Origin of the sequence: Micromonospora sp. C31 (genome assembly GCF_018070575.1) — a bacterium.
In the GTDB taxonomy this organism is placed as follows: domain Bacteria; phylum Actinomycetota; class Actinomycetes; order Mycobacteriales; family Micromonosporaceae; genus Micromonospora.
In genome coordinates, this window is sequence record NZ_JAGPXN010000001.1 from 278,022 (window position 1) to 295,334 (window position 17,313).

Annotated in this window: 14 protein-coding genes; 4 read left to right on the plus strand and 10 right to left on the minus strand. The window is 76.1% G+C overall.

Going from position 1 to position 17,313, the window contains the following annotated elements; translation table 11 throughout:
* Positions 1 to 149 precede the first annotated feature (149 nt).
* Positions 150 to 965, plus strand: a complete 816-nt coding sequence (ddaH, locus tag KBX06_RS01245) for a dimethylargininase (RefSeq protein ID WP_210832925.1) — start codon at positions 150 to 152, stop codon at positions 963 to 965.
* A complete protein-coding gene (gene rocD / locus KBX06_RS01250) occupies positions 962 to 2,176 on the plus strand; it encodes an ornithine--oxo-acid transaminase (protein WP_210832301.1) in 1,215 nt (404 codons plus the stop codon). The genes ddaH and rocD overlap by 4 nt, the downstream gene beginning before the upstream one ends.
* A 67-nt stretch (positions 2,177 to 2,243) precedes the next feature.
* Here rocD and KBX06_RS01255 read toward each other — a convergent pair whose 3' ends face one another.
* Positions 2,244 to 3,395 carry an FHA domain-containing protein gene (locus KBX06_RS01255; protein ID WP_210832302.1) on the minus strand — a complete coding sequence of 384 codons (1,152 nt, stop codon included), beginning with the start codon at positions 3,393 to 3,395 and terminating at the stop codon, positions 2,244 to 2,246.
* Positions 3,392 to 3,685, minus strand: a complete 294-nt coding sequence (locus tag KBX06_RS01260; protein WP_210832303.1) for a 4a-hydroxytetrahydrobiopterin dehydratase — start codon at positions 3,683 to 3,685, stop codon at positions 3,392 to 3,394. Before KBX06_RS01260 ends, KBX06_RS01255 begins: the two co-directional genes overlap by 4 nt.
* 196 nt (positions 3,686 to 3,881) lie before the next feature.
* On the opposite strand from KBX06_RS01260, the gene KBX06_RS01265 reads away from it, so the two are divergent.
* Positions 3,882 to 4,658, plus strand: coding sequence for a hypothetical protein (locus KBX06_RS01265; RefSeq protein WP_210832304.1), 777 nt, complete (start codon positions 3,882 to 3,884; stop codon positions 4,656 to 4,658).
* Positions 4,659 to 4,716: 58 nt separating this feature from the next.
* Here the strand turns inward: KBX06_RS01265 and KBX06_RS01270 are convergent, their stop codons facing one another.
* From KBX06_RS01270 to KBX06_RS01290, 5 genes are all read right to left on the minus strand, one after another.
* Positions 4,717 to 5,766 carry an acyl-CoA desaturase gene (locus KBX06_RS01270; RefSeq protein WP_210832305.1) on the minus strand — a complete coding sequence of 350 codons (1,050 nt, stop codon included), beginning with the start codon at positions 5,764 to 5,766 and terminating at the stop codon, positions 4,717 to 4,719.
* Between the two features lie 151 nt (positions 5,767 to 5,917).
* Positions 5,918 to 9,580, minus strand: coding sequence for an SCO7613 C-terminal domain-containing membrane protein (locus KBX06_RS01275; protein ID WP_210832306.1), 3,663 nt, complete (start codon positions 9,578 to 9,580; stop codon positions 5,918 to 5,920).
* A 47-nt stretch (positions 9,581 to 9,627) separates the two neighbouring features.
* On the minus strand, positions 9,628 to 9,948 hold the full coding sequence (gene cutA, locus KBX06_RS01280) for a divalent-cation tolerance protein CutA (protein WP_210832307.1): 321 nt from the start codon (positions 9,946 to 9,948) through the stop codon (positions 9,628 to 9,630).
* Positions 9,949 to 9,957: 9 nt separating this feature from the next.
* Complete coding sequence (locus tag KBX06_RS01285; RefSeq protein ID WP_210832308.1) at positions 9,958 to 10,974, minus strand: 1-acyl-sn-glycerol-3-phosphate acyltransferase; 1,017 nt, start codon at positions 10,972 to 10,974, stop codon at positions 9,958 to 9,960.
* A complete protein-coding gene (locus KBX06_RS01290; protein WP_210832309.1) occupies positions 10,974 to 11,807 on the minus strand; it encodes a patatin-like phospholipase family protein in 834 nt (277 codons plus the stop codon). Before KBX06_RS01290 ends, KBX06_RS01285 begins: the two co-directional genes overlap by 1 nt.
* Before the next feature lie 177 nt (positions 11,808 to 11,984).
* On the opposite strand from KBX06_RS01290, the gene KBX06_RS01295 reads away from it, so the two are divergent.
* Positions 11,985 to 13,619 carry a serine/threonine-protein kinase gene (locus KBX06_RS01295; RefSeq protein WP_210832310.1) on the plus strand — a complete coding sequence of 545 codons (1,635 nt, stop codon included), beginning with the start codon at positions 11,985 to 11,987 and terminating at the stop codon, positions 13,617 to 13,619.
* 11 nt (positions 13,620 to 13,630) lie between these two features.
* Here the strand turns inward: KBX06_RS01295 and KBX06_RS01300 are convergent, their stop codons facing one another.
* From KBX06_RS01300 to KBX06_RS01310, 3 genes are all read right to left on the minus strand, one after another.
* Positions 13,631 to 14,692: a glycosyltransferase family 4 protein gene (locus KBX06_RS01300; RefSeq protein WP_210832926.1), complete on the minus strand. Its 1,062-nt coding sequence runs from the start codon at positions 14,690 to 14,692 to the stop codon at positions 13,631 to 13,633.
* A gap of 177 nt (positions 14,693 to 14,869) precedes the next feature.
* A complete protein-coding gene (locus KBX06_RS01305) occupies positions 14,870 to 15,541 on the minus strand; it encodes a BON domain-containing protein (RefSeq protein WP_210832311.1) in 672 nt (223 codons plus the stop codon).
* 176 nt (positions 15,542 to 15,717) lie between these two features.
* Positions 15,718 to 17,304, minus strand: coding sequence for a trypsin-like peptidase domain-containing protein (locus tag KBX06_RS01310; protein ID WP_210832312.1), 1,587 nt, complete (start codon positions 17,302 to 17,304; stop codon positions 15,718 to 15,720).
* Positions 17,305 to 17,313 lie beyond the last annotated feature (9 nt).

Genomic DNA, 17,313 nt, shown 5'->3' on the forward strand with positions numbered 1-17,313 from the left:
CCAGCATGCTCCAGACGCAACGATCCGTCGGCCTGCGCAACTTCCAACGGTGGATTCCACCATCGGCGCCGCATAGCGTTGAGCAACGGCGCCAGCCCGTGGGCCGAAGGTGGCCGGGCGCGCCCGACCCTGGGAGCAGGACAATGACGATGGACGCCACCAGCCAGCGCTTCCTGATGTGCCGGCCGACGTACTTCGCCGTCGACTACGCCATCAACCCGTGGATGGACCCGACCGCGCCGGTCGACGCCGACCTCGCCGTCCGGCAGTGGGAGCAGCTGCGGCAGACCTACCGGGACCTGGGCCACACCGTCGAGGAGATCACTCCGGTGCCCGGCCTGCCCGACATGGTCTTCGCCGCCAACGGTGGCACCGTGATCGACGGCAGGGCGATGGCCGTGCAGTTCCGCGACCCGCAGCGCGCCGACGAGGCCCCCGCCTACCGCGCCTGGTTCGAGGCCGCCGGCTTCGAGATGTACGACCCCAAGCACGTGAACGAGGGCGAGGGCGACATCCTGCTGGCCGGCGACTTCCTGCTGGCCGGCACCGGCTTCCGCACCGCGCACGCCTCGCACGCGCAGCTCCAGGAGGTCTTCGGCTACCCGGTGGTGACCATGCAGCTGGTCGACCCCCGCTTCTACCACCTGGACACCGCGCTCACCGTGCTCGACGAGCGGACGGTGGCGTACCTGCCGGAGGCGTTCTCGCCCGGCAGCCGGGCCGTGCTGCGCCGGCTCTTCCCCGACGCGGTGCACGCCACCCTGGCCGACGCCGAGGTCTTCGGGTTGAACGCGGTCAGCGACGGTCGGCACGTCGTGCTGCCGGCGCAGGCCACCGGCCTGGCCGCGAAGCTGCGCGACCGGGGCTACGAGACGATCGGTGTCGACCTCTCCGAGCTGCGCAAGGCCGGCGGCGGGCCGAAGTGCTGCACGTTGCGACTCCGTCAGGGAAAGGCGAGCCAGTGATCGACGACATGCTGCGGACGCCGGAGGCGATCCGCGACGCGGAGCGGTGGACCGCGCACAACTACCACCCGCTGCCGGTGGTCATCTCCTCCGCCGAGGGCTCCTGGCTGACCGACGTGGACGGCCGCCGCTACCTCGACTGCCTGGCCGGCTACTCGGCGCTGAACTTCGGCCACCGGCACCCGACGCTGATCGCCGCCGCGCACGCCCAGCTCGACCGGCTCACCCTCACCAGCCGGGCGTTCGTCCACGACCAGTTCGCCGACTTCTGCCGCGAGCTGGCCGAGCTCTGCGGCAAGGACCTCGTGCTGCCGATGAACACCGGCGCCGAGGCGGTGGAGACCGGCATCAAGGTCGCCCGCAAGTGGGGCTACCAGGTCAAGGGTGTCGCCCCGGGGATGGCCAACATCGTGGTGGCCGAGGGCAACTTCCACGGCCGGACGACCACCATCGTCAGCTTCTCCACGGATGAGGACGCCCGGGCCGACTTCGGGCCGTACACCCCGGGGTTCACGGTCGTCCCCTACGGCGACCTGGCCGCGCTGAGCGCCGCCATCGACGAGAACACCGTCGCGGTGCTGCTCGAGCCCATCCAGGGCGAGCAGGGCGTCGTGGTGCCGCCGGAGGGCTACCTGCCGGGCGTACGCCGGGTCTGCACCGAACAGAACGTCCTCTTCATCGCCGACGAGATCCAGTCCGGCCTGGGCCGGACCGGGGACACCTTCGCCTGCGACCACGAGGGCGTCACGCCCGACATGTACCTGCTGGGCAAGGCGCTCGGCGGCGGCATCGTGCCGGTCTCCGCGGTGGCCGCGAACACCGACGTGCTCGGCGTGCTCCGGCCGGGCCAGCACGGCTCCACCTTCGGCGGCAACCCGCTCGCCTGCGCCGTCGCGACCGAGGTCGTCCGGCTGCTGGCCACCGGCGAGTTCCAGCGCCGCTCGACCGAGCTGGGCGCCCGGCTGCACGCCGGTCTGCGGTCGCTGGTCGGCAAGGGCCTCGTCGCGGTGCGGGGCCGGGGCCTGTGGGCGGGCCTCGACATCGATCCGGCGCTGATGAGCGGCCGGGAGGCGTGCGAGCGGCTCGCCGAGCGCGGAGTGCTCGCCAAGGACACCCACGGCGCCACCATCCGGCTCGCCCCGCCGCTGGTGATCACCGAGGAGGAGATCGACCACGCGGTCGCCCAGCTCGCCGCCGTGCTGGCCGGCTGAGCCCCGTACGGCAGACGGCGGGCGTCCGGGACCACGGTCCCGGCGCCCGCCGTCGTCTCCCGGCGGATCAGCGGGGCAGGCGCATCGCCATCGTGGGGGCCTCGGCCATGACCGAGGTCGGCGTGTAGGGGGCGCCGCTGGGCAGTTCGTCGGGCCGGCCGATCTGCACCCCGGGGTAGAGCTCCACCATGTCGCCCTCGGCCAGCACCCGGGACTGCTGCGGCGCCAGCGGGACGCGGTCGGCCTCCGCCATCGACCCGCCCGGGCGGATGCCCGAGCCGTTGGTGCTGACGTCGGTCACGATCACCTCGCCGACGCGCAGCTCGAACCGCAGGTGGCTGCGGCTGATCCAGCGCCGCGCCTCGTCGTTGAGCCACTGCCCGAGGACGATGCCGCCGGCCTGGTCGGGCGCCCGGCCCACCACGGCCGGCTGGTCGTCGGTGAGCACGAAGCGGCGACGGATCAGCCCGCCCACCCGGACGGCGAGGACGGCGCTGCGCGGTCGCGGACCGCCGTCGCCGAGCCGGGTGCCGTGCCGGGGGCAGGTGGGCACGCCACCGCGCAGCGTGGGCGGCGGCTGCCCGGCGGGGCTGCGCTCCGTCACCCGGGACAGGTCGGCGAAGGCCCCGCCGCCCCCGCCGCTCCCGAAGAGCGCACAGCCGGGCTCGGCGCAGCGCCACTGCCGGGAGAGCAGCTTCGCGCCGGCCGGGGAGCGGTCACCGGCGACCGGCGTGTGCCCGCCGCCGACGTGGGCGACGAAGGCCGGCCCGCCGGCGCCGGGCACCGGCGCCACCACCCGCCCGGCCTGCTCGACCAGCCACGGGTAGCGCCCGCGCAGGCCGTCGGCCCGCACCCGGGTGAGCACCGGCAGCCCGAGCAGGTCGGCCACCTCCAGCATCCGGTCGCCCGGGTTGTCGAGCACCTCGACCAGCCCGTCGTCGGCCCACCGGCGGACCACCATGCGCTCGTTGGAGGTGAGGTCGGCGTCGGAGAGCAGGGCCCGGTGCACCACCGCGTAGACCGGGACGCTGTCCTCCTCCAACTCCCGGGCGAGGGCGTCGATCACCATGCCGAGGCGGAGCAGGCTGGCCGGCCGGCCGCCGTCGAGGTCCTGGTAGCGGATCACCTCCGCCAGGTCGACGACCGCCCGGGCCAGCGACGGGTCGGTGCTGACCCGGCCCTCGATGGCGTCCAGCACCTTGCTGATCTCGAATCTCATCCGGCGCTCCCCACGATGTCGTCGATCCGCCGAGCCAGCTCAAGGTCACGCTGGGTGACTCCACCCACCGAGTGCGTGACGCACCGGAAGGTCAGGGTGCGCCAGCGGATGTCGATGTCGGGGTGGTGGTCCAGTTCCTCCGCCGCCACGGCGACCCGGTCGACCACCGCGACCGCCTCCGGGAAGCCGGCCAGCTCCACGGTGCGGGTGATTCCCGCGGGGTCTCCCGACCAGCCCGCCAGCCCACCCAGCTCGTCTCGCACCGCCTCGGCGGTGAGCACGTCTGCCATGGGGAGACCCTACCGGGACCCGCCGCGACGACGCCGACCAGCGGCGCGAGGTGTGGCCAACCCGGCAGCACGGCGGCCCTCCGACCGCCACGGCATCGATGGGCGGCTGTGGATCGGCGGGGTTAGGCTGACCGGCGGCCCGGTCGGGGCCGCGACGGCGTCGCCCTCGGCCCACCCTGCGTGAGGAGATTCCACGATGAACACTCGACGGCTGGCGACCAAGGGGGTCGCGCTCGTCGCCGCGCTCGCCCTCGGGCTGACCGGATGCGGCACGGGGACGGGCGCGGACGCTCCGGCCGGCGACGGCGGCACCGCCACCGGCGCGGCAGCGGCCAGCAGCGCCGCCGCCGACGCCCGCGCCGAGCTGAGCGCCGCCGCGCGGAAGCTGAACCAGCAGAGCGTCAAGATGCAGCTCACGTCGCCGATCATCAACGGCAGCGGCGCGATGGACCCGGCCACCAGGACCGGCGACATGACGATGAAGATGGGCCCGGAGGGCACCTTCCGGATCCTGATGCTCGGCAACGACGTCTACCTGAAGGTCACCGGCATGCCGGGGATGCCGAAGAAGTGGATGCACATGGACGCCACCAAGCTCGGCAGGAGCGGCCAGCTCAACCTGATGCCCGACGGCGACCCGGGCGGCGCGAAGCAGATGGCCGACAGCGTGGTGGACGTCGAGGAGACCGCCCCGGGCAGCTACTCCGGCACCCTCGACTACACCCGCACCAAGCCCGACGACAAGGCCATCCAGGACCTCGGCGACAAGGCCAGGGCCGTGCCGTTCACCGCCCGGGTGGACGACCAGGGCCGGCTCGTCGAGTTCGCCATCGACACCCAGGTGCTGCACGAGTCGCTGGGCACCATGGTCACCACGTACTCGGGCTTCGGCGCCCCGGTCTCGGTGCGCAAGCCCGCCGCGGGCGACACGCAGGAGGCCCCGCAGGAGCTGATCGAGTCCCTGGGTTCCTGAGCCCGCCCGCACGCGTACGGGGGCGGCGCCGGACGGCACCGCCCCCGTACGCGCGTCGTCAGCCGCGCAGCGGCCGGCCCACCTCGTGCAGGTGCGCGAGCGCCTGCCGGTAGGACTCGACCAGCCCCGTCTCGGCGTACGGGACGCCCTGCTCGGCGCAGTAGGCCCGGACGATCGGCCGGGCCCGGCGCAGGTTGGCCCGGGGCATGTTCGGAAACAGGTGGTGCTCGATCTGGTAGTTGAGCCCGCCCAGGGCGACGTCGACGAGCCGGCCGCCCCGCACGTTACGGGCGGTGAGCACCTGCTTGCGCAGGAAGTCCAGGTCGTCGTCGGCGGTGGGCATCGGCATGCCCTTGTGGTTCGGCGCGAACGAGCAGCCCATGTAGAAGCCCCACAGTCCCTGGTGGACGGCGACGAAGAGCAGCGCCTTCAACGGCGACATCACCAGCAGCAGCGCGCCGAGGTAGCCCACGGCGTGCGCGACGAGCAGCAGCGCCTCGACCGGGCGGTGCCGCATCGGGGTGCGGAACCGGCCGGCGGAGTCCCGCCCCACGATCGCCTGCACGCTCGCCACGTGCAGGGCGATCCCCTCCAGCAGCAGCAGCGGGAAGAACAGCCACGCCTGCCGGCGGGCCAACCGGCGGCCGAACCCGCGCGTCGCGGCGGCCTGCTCGTACGTCCAGACCAGCGCGCCGGCCCCCACGTCGGGGTCCTCGTCCTCGTGGTTCGGGTTGGCGTGGTGGCGGTTGTGCTTGTCGACCCACCAGCCGTAGCTGAGCCCGACCGCCAGGTTGCCGGTGAGCAGGCCGATCGCCTCGCTCGGCCCGCGCCGCCGGAACATCTGCCGGTGGCCGGCGTCGTGACCGAGGAACGCGACCTGGGTGGTGGCGACGGCCAGGAGGACGGCCACCAGGAGCTGCGCCCACGAGTCGCCGACCAGGCCGACCGCCGCCCAGCCCGCCGCGAAGACGCCCAGCGTGAGCACGATCCGGGTCACGTACCGTCCCGGGCGCCGCTCCAACAGGCCCGCCCCGCTGATCCGCCGGGACAACTGCGCGTAGTCACTGCCCCGCCGTACCGGCGGGTCCGCCACCGCTCCGAGCACCATTGCGGCTCCCGTTCCCGTTCCTCGATCCCGGCCCGCGCCGGTCGGCGCGCCCCGCCTCCAGTCTCCGGCGAACGGTTGCGCTGGGTAACCCTGCCCGCCCCCGGGTCGGGGGTAGGGCGGGCCCTACCCCCGACCCGGGGGCGGGTGCCGGTCAACCCATCCGGCCGACGGCGGCCCGGAGGCGGGCCAGGTCCCGGCGGCGCCGCTCGTAGGTGGTGGCGAGCCCGATCAACGCGAGCCCACCGACGGCCAGGAAGATCCACCGGGGCAGCACGTCCCAGCCGCCGGCCAGTTCGTGCAGCGCGAGCAGCGCCAGGGTCACCCCACCCGACAGCACCGGCGCCTGCCAGCGGCGGGTCGCGCCGGCGAGCACCACGCCGAGCGCGGTGACGCCCAGCAGCAGCCGCCGCCACGGCTGGGGGTCCGAGCCCACCAGCACCGACACCAGGCTCGGCAGCAACGCCGCCGCGAGCCCCGGGCCCAGCGCCAGCCAACTGGTCAGCCCGGGCCGGGTACGCAACGCCACCACGCCCGCCGCGAGAGCCGACGCCGCCGCCGGCACCGTCCAGGCCTCCAGCACCGCCACGTCCCCGGCGGCCAGCAGCAGCCAGCCGCCGAGCAGTTCACTGCCGCCGGCGATGCCCGCGAAGACCCACCGTCGCCGCGGCGGCTCGCCCCGGCGCAGCACCCGCAGCGCGACGGTGGCGCCCCACAGCACGCAGACCGCCGCGGCGTGGCGCAGCGAGCCCACGGCGAGCAGCAGCGCGACCAACGCCACCGCCTGGGCCGCCGCGTCCAGCGCCGCCGCCGCGAGGTGCCCCCGCCGGGCCGGAGCAGCCGCCGCACCGACCGGACCGGGCACCGCCGCACCGGCCGGCGACTGTCCGGCGGACGCCCGGGGGCCGCCGAGCATCGCCGCGGCGGCCAGGGTGAGCACCGCGACGCCGAGCACGCTGAACGCGGCCGTCCGCAGCGGCAACCCGCCGGCCAGCGGCGCGACGACCGCCAGGCCGGTCGCGGCGGCCACCGCCACCAGGGCGCCGCCCAACCGGGCGTCGTCACGGCGGGCGGCCACACCGACCACCGCCGCCGCCACCACGAGCACGCCCAGCCCGGCGATCGTGCCCGCCCGGGTGGCCAGCAGCCCGAGCAGCCCGGACGCCGCCAGCACCAGCCCCACCGGCACCCCGACCGGGCCGAGCAGCGGGCGCGGCGCGGCCAGCGCGGCTGCCAGGACCAGGGCCACCCCGCCCAGCAGCGTGACGACCGGCAGCACCGGCCACGGCACGCCGGCGGCCACCAGCAGCACGGGCAGCGCGGTCGCGGCGAACGGGGACGCGACCAGCGCGGCCCGCCACCAGCCGGCGCCCGCCGACGGGGCACCGTCCGTGGCGGTGGGGCCGGACCGTACGAACCGGCCGGCCGCCAGCCCGGCCACCGCCAGCACGGTCAGCGCCAGACCCACCGGGAGCACACCCGGATCGGCCCGGACCGTGGGCGCCCCGGACCAGGGCACCACGTCCCCGTACGGGGCGACGAGCGCCGTCAGCGCCACCGGGGCGGCGGTGGCGACCGAGACCACGAGCAGCCCGACGCCGGCCACCCGGGGGACGACGTCCGGACGCGCCGTGCCGCCCAGCGTCGCCAGCAGCACCGCCACGGCGGCGTAGAGCGTCACCGGCTCGTCGGCCGGTACGACCAGCGGCGCCAGACCGACCGCCGTGACCGCCACGGCGACCCCGACGCCGGCGTACGCCCGCAGGTCCGGCCAGTGCCGGCGGACCGCGAGCAGCCCGCCGGGCAGCAGCGCGACGGCGGCGAGCGCCGCCCGCGCCTGCCACCAGGCGGGCGCGCCGGCGGCGATCAGGGCGACGACCGCGCCGGCCGGCACCGCGAGCGGCACGACGGCAAGTGCCACCCCGGCCACCCCGCGCTGCACGGGGGTGCCGCGCCGGCCGGCGGCCGCCACGGCGGTCCCCGCGACCAGCACCACCGCGAGCGCCGCCCCCGCCCCCGCGGGCGCGGCAAACCCCACGACCAGCCCGTGCCCGAGCAGGACGGTCCCGGCGCCCCCCGCCGCCAGGACCGTCCAGGACCGGATGCCCGGACGCCGGACCGCGACGGCGAGCAGGCCCACCGCCGCCACCAGGTCCAGGGCCACCACGGCGGGCCAGGGCGACGGCCAGCCGGCGGGCACCGCCAGCACGACGGCCGCCCCGCCGACCGCGGCCAGCGCCGGCCGGGCGGCCCTCGGCAGGAGCAGCGCCAGGGCGGCCACGGTCAGCGCGACCACCACCGGGGCCTGCCACCCCTGGCCGAGGTCGGGCCCGGCGTCGGCCCCCCGCCACGGCGGCAGGGACCGACGCGCGGTCGCCGCGGCGAACGCGACGGCCAGCAGTACGGCGACCTGGGTCGCCGCGCCGGCCACCAGCAACGCGCCCGCCCGCGGACCGGTCCGCCACCCGGCGGGCAGCAGCCGCACCGCGCCGGCCAGCGCCACCACGACCAACGCCGTGAGCAGCGGCGCCAGGCCCAGTTCCGCGATCGGGCGGACCATGGCGGCGGCCAGCACCGGCACCAGGACCGCGGCGGCCACGGCGCGGAACACCGGCCCGCCGGTGAGCAGCGCGGTGCCGAGCAGCGTCAGCGCCACCAGCAGCAGTGGCGCCCCGGCCAGCACCTCGACGCCGGCGACCCGGCCGACGGCCAGCGGCACCAGCGCGCAGCACGCGGCCACGAGCAGCGCGCCGGCATGCCCGATCCAGGCGAGGACACGCCCGGCGAGGACCGCCGGGCGGTCGCGGACCGGCGCGGGCGCCGAACGGGCCGAGGTCGCGGCACCGGTCGCCGGGGCGCCCCGGCGGCGCAGCGCGACCAGCACCGCCAGGTCGAACAGCGCCACCCCCAGGAAGACCAGTGCCCAGCCGGCGGCGTCCGGCCGGGCGTCGGCGGCGAGCAGGGGCAGCACCGGCTGCGCGGTCACCAGGGCCGCGAACCACGGCACGGTCAGCCCGCTCAGCCGGGCGTACCCGGCCGCGACCGCCGCGCCGGCCCCGCCGACCAGCGCGGCGTACCGGGTGGCTGGCCAGTCCGCCACGCCGGCCAGGTCCACCGACCAGGCGGCGTACCCGTCGAGGAGCACCAGCAGCAGGCCGACGGCGGCGAACGTCTCCGCGGTGCCGCGCAGCGCACGCCGCACCGCCACCAGCGGCACCGCCAGGGCGAGCGCGGTGAACGCGAACAGGATCAGGGCCCGACCGGCGACCCCGACCGCCGCCCAGGCGACCGCCGTGAAGACCACGGCGGCGGTGCCCAGCAGCAGCCCGCCGAGGACGAAGAGCAGGTTCTGCACGGTACGGGTGGAGGTCTCCGCCCTGCCGACGCCCGCACCGGCCGGCGCGGGCACCGTGGCGACCGGCCCCCGGCCCGGCCACGCCGGTACCGGGTTGGCGGCCGGCGGGGTGACCCTCGGCGCGGGGGTCGCGGCGGACGCGGGGCGTACCGGCGCGGTCCCGGGATCCGCCGGGCGCACCGGCACGGAGGTCGCGGGAGCCGCCGGGCGCGGTACGGGGAACTCCGCGCGGACCGCGGCCGCCAGCGCCGCCCGACGTCGCCGGGTCGCGCCCAGCCGATCGACCAGCCCTTGGTACGCCGCGCGGGCCCGCTCGACCTCGCCGCCGAGCGCGACGATCTCCCGATCGAGCCGGACCACCTCGGCGGCGGCCGGGTACGGCGGCCGGCCGCAACCGGAGCAGCCGGAGCCGAGGTCGGCCGGCGCGCCGCAGGCGGGACAGGGGTAGCCGGTGTTCTGCACCCGGCCATCATGGTGGCCGGGAGATCACCTGAGAAGAGTGCGGATACTCAGGGCCGGGTGTGCTCGTACACCCAGGTGGCGTAGGCGGGGTCGCCGCTGTCCACCCGGGTCACCAGGATCTCGGGCACCTCGTACGGGTGGCTGGCCCGGACCTGCTCCACCAGCGCGGCGGCCCGGTCCGGTGCCGTCTTGAACTGCACCGACCACTCGGTGCTGGTCTCCACCCCGGAACGCCACCAGTAGGTGCTGTCCACCTGGCCGCCCACCTGCGCGCAGGCCGCGAGCCGACCGGCGACGGCCGCCGCCGCCATCACGTCAGCGACCGAGCGGGCGTCCACCACCGTCGTCACCACGCAGATCTGGTCCACCAGCGCACCCTACGCGGCACCGTCCCGATTGGCGGCGATCCACTCGTCGATCCGGGCCCACCAGTCGAAAAGCCAGTCGATCCGCTCCTGCCGGCCGGTCGGCACCTCCTCCGGCGGAACCGACCAGAAGCGCATGGTGATCCGCTTGTCCATCGGCAGTTCCCGCCACACGTCGCCGATGGTGAGCAACCGGTCCAGGCCGGTGTGCGCCACGAAGATCACCCCGGCGTCGGGCGCCGCTTCCAGCGCGGCGAGCAGCCCGCCCGGCTGCGGGGCGAGCACGTGCCGCAGCCGTTCCGCGCGCCGCGCCATTCGTTCCAGGCCGAGTCCGCGCAGCCGGTCGATGGCCCGCAGCCGGCGGCCGGGGGTGAAGTTGCCGCCCTCCGGGAAGATGACGAAGGCGTCGTCGTCGTCCAGGCCGTGGGCCAGGTGCCCGATCTGCTCGGTCACCGACCCCCGGCCCTCGGGGCCCGGCGCGAGGAAGCGGTTGGGCAGCCGGTTGAGCAGCACGTCGACCGCCGGGTCCCACTGGAGGCTGTCCTTCAGCACGATCCGCGGTTCCCGGTTGAACCAGTTGACCAAGGCGTGGATCAGGATGAACGAGTCGCCGGGGCCGGCGTGCCGGCAGAGCACCAGCTCCGGCCGGCCGGGCAGGGCCGTGTCGGGGTCGGTGCCCACCACGTCGATGTTCAGGTGCAGCGCCCAGCGGGCCTGCCAGAAGAGCGCCCGCAGGAACCAGCCGGCGAGCACGTAGTGGGCCCGCTGGAAGCCGGGCGAACGGACCCGCCAGCCGAAGCCGGAGGCCGCCCAGATCACGAAGAGCGCGAGCAGCGCGGTCGCGTCCCAGACCAGGTAGACGCAGCCGAGCCAGAGCAGGCGCAGTGGGCGTAGCCGGCCCGGGACCAGCGGCGAGACGGCCGCCGCGAGCAGCGCCCAGATCGGCAGGGTCGTCACCACCAGGAACGCGAGCAGCACCACGCCAGGGGCCAGGAACAGCCGGCGGGCCCACCGCGGCGGCAGGGGCATCAGGGCTCCAACTGCGTCGCCAGGTAGCGCCGGGAGGCCGTGTAGGCACGGCTGATCCGCCGCCCCACCGCCGCCATGTCCCGGTAGGCCCACGGCGTGTCGTCGCGCGGTTCCAACCCCCCGGTGGGCAGCACGTGCACCTCCACCCCGTCGGGCAGGGCCGCCATCTCCCGGGCGAACCGGTGCCGCCGGGCGATCTCGAACGCGACCTGGGCGATCTCCCAGGGCCGCCGGGGCGGGCTCAGTTCCCGCTCGATCCGGCCCACCTGGAGTACGAAGATCCGCCTGGCGCCCACGGCGACCGCCTCGCCGATCGGGATGGAGTTCACTATCCCGCCGTCGATGTAGTGCTGGTCGTCGATCCGGGCCGGCGGCAGCAGCCCCGGCACCGAGGCGGAGGCGAGCACGGCCGGCACCAACGGCCCGCTGTCGAACCAGTGCTCGGCGGCCCGCTCGATGTTGGCGGCGCAGCAGCGGAAGGGCACCCGCAGATCGGCGAAGGTGGTCTCCGCGCCCAGCTCGGCCTCCAGCAGCTTGCGCAGCGGGCGGGGCGAGTGCAGGTGGGTACGGGCGGCGAACCGGCGCAGCTGGCGGGCCACCGAGTCGCCGTACACCTCGCTCGCCTCGGGCGAGGCCCAGAGCCGGACCAGCCGGTCGGTGACCACCTCGGACGGTTCGGCGGCGACCAGCGCACCGTTGACCGCCCCGATCGAGGTGCCCAGCACCACGTCGGGTCGGATGCCGGCCCGGAACAGCGCCCGCAGCATGCCCACCTCGACCGCGCCGAGGACTCCCCCGCCTCCGAGCACGAACGCCACCGGTCCCCGCGACATGGCTTCATCCTGGCACGGGCGGGAAAGGGGTCCTCCGGTGCCGCCCGGCGAGGTGACCCGGGCGGCGTCGACGGTCGGGCCCCGGCACCGCCCGGTTCCGGAAGGTAGCCGACCGTTGACAGGTCGGACACATTCGCGCAACCTGATACCGCTCCCACAGCGAGGCAGGTGCCATCCGTGAAGCCAGCACTGCACCCCGGCCGGTTGCTGGCCCGCCGGTACCGGCTCGTCGACCAGATCGGCGCCGGCGGCATGTCGGTGATCTGGCGGGCCCGGGACGAGGTGCTCGACCGGGTCGTGGCGCTGAAGGTGCTCGCCCCGTCGCTCGCCGCCGACGCCCGCTTCCGCGACATGGTGCGCGAGGAGGCCCGCGCCGCCGCCCAGCTCGTCCACCCGCACGTCACCTCGGTCCACGACTACGGCGAGACGGTCGCGCCCGACGGGTCGATCACCTCGTTCGTGGTGATGGAGCTGCTGGCCGGCGAGGAACTGGAGGTGCGGCTCACCGAGGGGCCACTGCCCTGGGCCGAGGCGGCCGAGGTCGGCGCCCAGGTGGCGGACGCGCTGGCCGCCGCCCACCGGCTCGGCATCGTGCACCGGGACATCACCCCGGCCAACGTGATGATGACCCGGTCGGGGGTCAAGGTGCTCGACTTCGGCATCGCCACCCGGATCGGCGCACCGGACGACGACGAGGACGGGGGCACCTTCGGCACGCCCGCGTACGTGGCGCCGGAGCGGCTCGACGGGGCGCCCGCACAGCCGGCCACCGACGTCTACTCCCTCGGCGTGCTGCTCTACGAGGCGCTGACCGGCCGGGTGCCGTACCCGGCGGACACCTGGGAGCAGCTCAGCGAGGCGCTCGCCGCCGACGGCACGCCCACGCTGGCGGACATGCCGGGACTGCCTCCGGAGGTCGCCCGCACCTGCCTGCGCTGCCTGGAGCGGAACCCGCTGGAGCGGCCCACGGCCCGCCAGGTCGCCACCGTACTGCGCGACCAGTTGCTCCCTGCCGACCCGCAGGCCGCCACCATGCTCGCGCCGACCGTCACCCTCCCGACGCTGCCGACCCCGGCACCGACGGTCGGGACCGCGCCACCGGTGACGGGACCGGGCGGCCCGGCGGGGGCGGAGCCGGCGGGGGCGGAGCGAGCCGGGGCAGGGCCGGACGGGACGGGCGAACCGGCCGCCCGAGGCCCGGCCGGGCCGGAGCCGGGCGGCCTGGCAGGCCCGGCCGGGACGGAGCCGGGCGGCGGGCCCGAGTCGCGCAGCGCCCGCCTCGCCCGGGAACGCGGTCGACGCCGCCTGCCGCGGCCGGTGCTGGTCGTGCCGGTCGTGCTGCTCGTGGGAGTGGCCCTCGCCGTGCCCGCGATCCGTCAGGACGAGACCAGCCCGCCCCGGTCACTGCCCGCCACGGGCCCCTCCGATCCGCCGGCCTCCCCCACCCCGACGGCCGACGCCGCACCGTCCCCGGCGGCCTCCGCGCGGCCGACGTCCGCCGCGCCGGTCGCGCCCCGGCCGACCGGGCCGCGGCCGGGACGCGACGACCTCGTCGAGGCGGCCAACCGGGTCGACGGGCTGATCGACGCCGGTCTCGACGACGGGGGGATCCGGCCCGACGTCGGCCTCGACTTCCGCAACGAGCTGCGCAACCTGACCGACGCGGCCCGTGCCCGCTCTACCGACCTGGGCGAGCGGATCGCCCGGCTGCGCGAGAAGGTCGCGGTCCGCCGCGGCGAGGGTGCCGTCACCGACGCGTACGCCCGGCGGCTCGACAGCGCGATCAGCGCGCTCGGGGCCGCCCGGGTCTGACCGTCGACCGGTCAGCGGGCCGGGGCCCGAACCGGCTCCCGGGCCGCCGCGTCGCGGGCCGCCCACGCCATGAAGCGGCGGTACACCTCCAGGTAGCCGGTGGCCATCCGCTCGGTGGAGAACCTCTCCGCCACGTGCGCGACGCAGGCCGCCGGGTCGAGGTCCGACGCCGCCCGCAACGCGCCGGGCAGCTCGTCCACGCGCTCGCAGATCAGGCCGGTGCGTCCGGGCCGGACGAGTTCCGGCACCGCCCCCCGGTCCAGCGCCACCACCGGCGTGCCCGTCGCCATCGCCTCCACCATGACCATGCCGAACGGCTCGTCCCACTGGATCGGCATGATCAGGCAGCGGGCGTCGACCAGCAGCCGCAGGGCCTCGGCCCGGTCGGCGTCGAGCACCACCCGGACGTCCGCGCCGAGCAGGGGCCGGACCACCTGGTCGTAGTAGCGGCGCTCGGCCGGCTCGTTGCACTTGCCGGCCAGCACCAGCGGCAGGCCGGCCGCCCGGCACGCCCGGATGGCGAGGTCCGGGCCCTTGTCGGGGCTGAACCGCGCCAACCAGAGCACCGGCCCCCGCCCGGGTGCGCTCTTGTGCGGCACGCCCCGCACGTCCATCGCGTTGTGCACCGTACCGACCCAGCCCAGCCCCGGGTTGAGGCGGCGCTGGGCGTGCGAGATGGCCACCAGCCCGACCCCCCGGTCGGTCTCGCCGAGCACGTCGCCGTACTCGCCCACGGGGTTGCCGTGCACCGTGGCCACCGTCGGCACGGCCCGGTGGCCGGCGATCAGCGGGCCGATGGTGGTGTGGTCGTGCACGATGTCGAACTCGCCGGCGTGGACCCGGTGGTTGACCCGGGCCAGGTGGGCCAGCTCGGGCAGCGCCTCGCCGAGCCGGTCGAACTGGAGTTCGGGCACCGTGGAGACGAATTCGGCCGCCGTCCCGTGCTCCCGGCCGGCCCCGAAGACGGTGACCGCGTGGCCCCGGCCGACCAGCGTCTCCACCAGGCCGGTCACCACCTGTTCCAGGCCGCCGTAGCCGGGCGGCGGCACCGACAGCCACGGCGGCACCACCATCGCGATCCGCAACGGCCGCTCTGCCGATCGGTCGGACGACGGACGGTCGACGGCCACGGACACCTCCCTCTCGGTCACTGCTGTGGGGCACCGGGCCGGCCTCGCCGCGACCCCGGCCGTGCAGGGTCGGCGACGGTTTCCCGGGGGTGGCACCACTAAACGGGACGCACCGGGCGGTCACCCGCCCACGAGGAGACGGTCCCGCACCGCCCGAACCCCCTCGCCGGACCAGGCCACCCGCTCCGCCTCGTCCCGCTCCCACCAGGAACGGACCACCCCGGTGAGCACGACCGTGTCCCCGTCCAGCTCGACGGTCACCCGCTCCGTGCCGATGCCGCGCCCCAGGGCCCGCTGGAGGTCGCGCCGGGTCCGCCCGGTGTCGGGCCGGCTGACGGGCCGCACCTCGACCAGGTTGGTCACCCCACGTACGCCCCGCAGCCGGCGCAACTCCCGCTCGGCGGTACGCCGCTGCCAGCCGAACTCCACCTCGCCGCGCAGCATCACCCAGCCGTTGGCCACGGTGACGTCCAGCCGCTCCGCCGGGACGAAGCTGTCCCACTCCAGCGCCCGGCCCGCCGCGATCGCGATCTCCGCGTCCGTACGCCCCGGCTCGCCGGGCAGGCGCACCTCGACGTCGTCGGCGACCGCCCGCACCCCCCGTACGCGCTGTGCGCAGCGCAGCGCCGCCCACCTGCGCGCGTACGCGTCGACCCAGCCGGTCAGGGTGACCACCCCGTCGTCGACGGTCACCCCGATCTCGTTGGGCTGCACCTGGGCGTCCCAGGCCAGTTCGTCGAGCACGTCCCGCTGGATCCGCTCGTCCGTCCGGGCGACCGCTGCCGTGGTCATCGCACCCCTCCGTACGCCTCGCCGGTCCTGGCTGTCCAACGGTGCCGGCGCGACGGGTGACGGCGGCTCACCCGCACCGGGTGAGCCGCCGTCAGGAAGGAGCGGCGGGTGACGGAGCCAACCCCCTTGGCCCCGCCACCCGCCGCCGGAGGGAGGAGGAAGGTATCGGTTACTGGTTACGACGCCTCGGCGAGCGTCACGGTTGCCCTGGATTCGGTGCCGTTGCGCTTGTAGGTGACCTCGACGCGGTCGCCGACCTTGCCGGCCTGCACGGCGCCGACCAGATCGTCCGAGTCGTTGACCGCCTTGTCGCCGAACCGGGTGACCACGTCGCCGCGCTGCAGGCCGGCCTTCTCGGCGGCGCTGCCCGGGGTGACCGCCGCGACCAGGGCGCCCCCGCCCTCGGCGGCGGTCACGCTGACCCCGAGCGACGGGTGGCTGACCTTCTCGCCGCGCTGGAGCTTGCCGGCCACGTCCTTGGCCTTGTTGCTGGGGATCGCGAAGCCGACGCCGATGTTTCCGCTGCTGCCCTGCCCGGCGGTGGCGATCGCGGTGTTGATGCCGATGACCTCACCCCGCGTGTTGACCAGGGCGCCACCGGAGTTGCCCGGGTTGATCGGCGCGTCGGTCTGGAGCAGGCCGGCGATCGAGGTGGCTCCCTGGCCGGGTTCCTGCCGCTGCTGGCCACTGCCCGCCTGGATGGTGCGGTCCCGGGCGCTGAGGATGCCCGCGGTGACCGAGCCCTGCAGGCCCAGCGGGCTGCCGAGGGCGAGCACCTGGTCGCCGACCTGCATCCCGTCGCTGTCGCCGAAGGTGGCGGCCTTCAGGTCGCTGACGCCGTTGGCCTTCACCACCGCCAGGTCGGTCTTCGGGTCGGTGCCGACGATCCGGGCCCGGGCGGTCTTGCCGTCGGCGAAGGTCACCACGACGCTGTCGCCGCTGCCGGAGGAGACCACGTGGTTGTTCGTGAGCACGAAGCCGTCAGCGGTGAGGATCACGCCGGAGCCCTCGCCGTTGTCCGTCGCGATCGACACGACGCTGGGCTGCACGGCGGCGGCGATCCGGGGCAGGTCGGCTCCGTTGATGACCGGCGCGGCCGAGTAGGTGCGGGTGATGCCCGAGTCGCCGTCCACGGCGAGCGCGAGCGCCCCGCCGGCGACGCCCGAGCCGAGCATCAGCGCGAACACCGCCACGCCGGCGCCGGCGAACTTGGCGATCCGGCCGGGCCGGGGGCCTGCGGTCTGCGGTGCCGCCCAGGGCGGCACCGGCTGGCCGGGGTGGTGCGGCTGCTGGCCGTACGGCTGTCCCGGCTGGCCCCCGCCGCCCCAACCGGGCTGCTGGCCGTACCAGGGCGCGCCGGGCTGACCGGTGGCCGGCGGGTGGCCGGGCTGGCCCGCGAGGTGCGGGTGACCGGGCTGGGCGACGTGCGGGTGACCGGGCTGGGGCTGGCCGTAAGCCGGGTACTGCGCAGCCGCCGGGTACTGCGCAGCGGCCGGTGCCGGTGCAAAGGGGCCCGGCGGGGTGGGGCCCGGCGGGGTGGGCCGGTCGGGCGGGCCGGCGGCGTCGGGGGCGCGGGCCGGCTCGGCGGCGGTCGGGGCACCGTCGCCAGCGGCCGAGCCGTCGGCGGCCAGGGCGGTGACGCCGACGGTGGGGGCGGAGTCGGACTGCGCGCGCTCGGCGCGCGGCAGCTCGGCGGTGGGGTGCGACGGCTCGGCGTCGGTGCGGGCCGGCCGGCGCTGCGGGTCGGACTCGTACTCGGTCATGCGTCCACC

Coding starts and splice junctions, on each gene's coding strand:
- KBX06_RS01300 (WP_210832926.1), bottom strand. CDS start 14,692: ATGGTGGTGCCGCCGTGGCTGTCGGTGCCGCCGCCCGGCTACGGCGGC.
- KBX06_RS01285 (WP_210832308.1), bottom strand. CDS start 10,974: ATGCCCCTGCCGCCGCGGTGGGCCCGCCGGCTGTTCCTGGCCCCTGGC.
- KBX06_RS01255 (WP_210832302.1), bottom strand. CDS start 3,395: ATGAGATTCGAGATCAGCAAGGTGCTGGACGCCATCGAGGGCCGGGTC.
- KBX06_RS01270 (WP_210832305.1), bottom strand. CDS start 5,766: ATGGTGCTCGGAGCGGTGGCGGACCCGCCGGTACGGCGGGGCAGTGAC.
- KBX06_RS01305 (WP_210832311.1), bottom strand. CDS start 15,541: ATGACCACGGCAGCGGTCGCCCGGACGGACGAGCGGATCCAGCGGGAC.
- KBX06_RS01265 (WP_210832304.1), top strand. CDS start 3,882: ATGAACACTCGACGGCTGGCGACCAAGGGGGTCGCGCTCGTCGCCGCG.
- ddaH (WP_210832925.1), top strand. CDS start 150: ATGGACGCCACCAGCCAGCGCTTCCTGATGTGCCGGCCGACGTACTTC.
- KBX06_RS01260 (WP_210832303.1), bottom strand. CDS start 3,685: ATGGCAGACGTGCTCACCGCCGAGGCGGTGCGAGACGAGCTGGGTGGG.
- KBX06_RS01290 (WP_210832309.1), bottom strand. CDS start 11,807: ATGTCGCGGGGACCGGTGGCGTTCGTGCTCGGAGGCGGGGGAGTCCTC.
- KBX06_RS01310 (WP_210832312.1), bottom strand. CDS start 17,304: ATGACCGAGTACGAGTCCGACCCGCAGCGCCGGCCGGCCCGCACCGAC.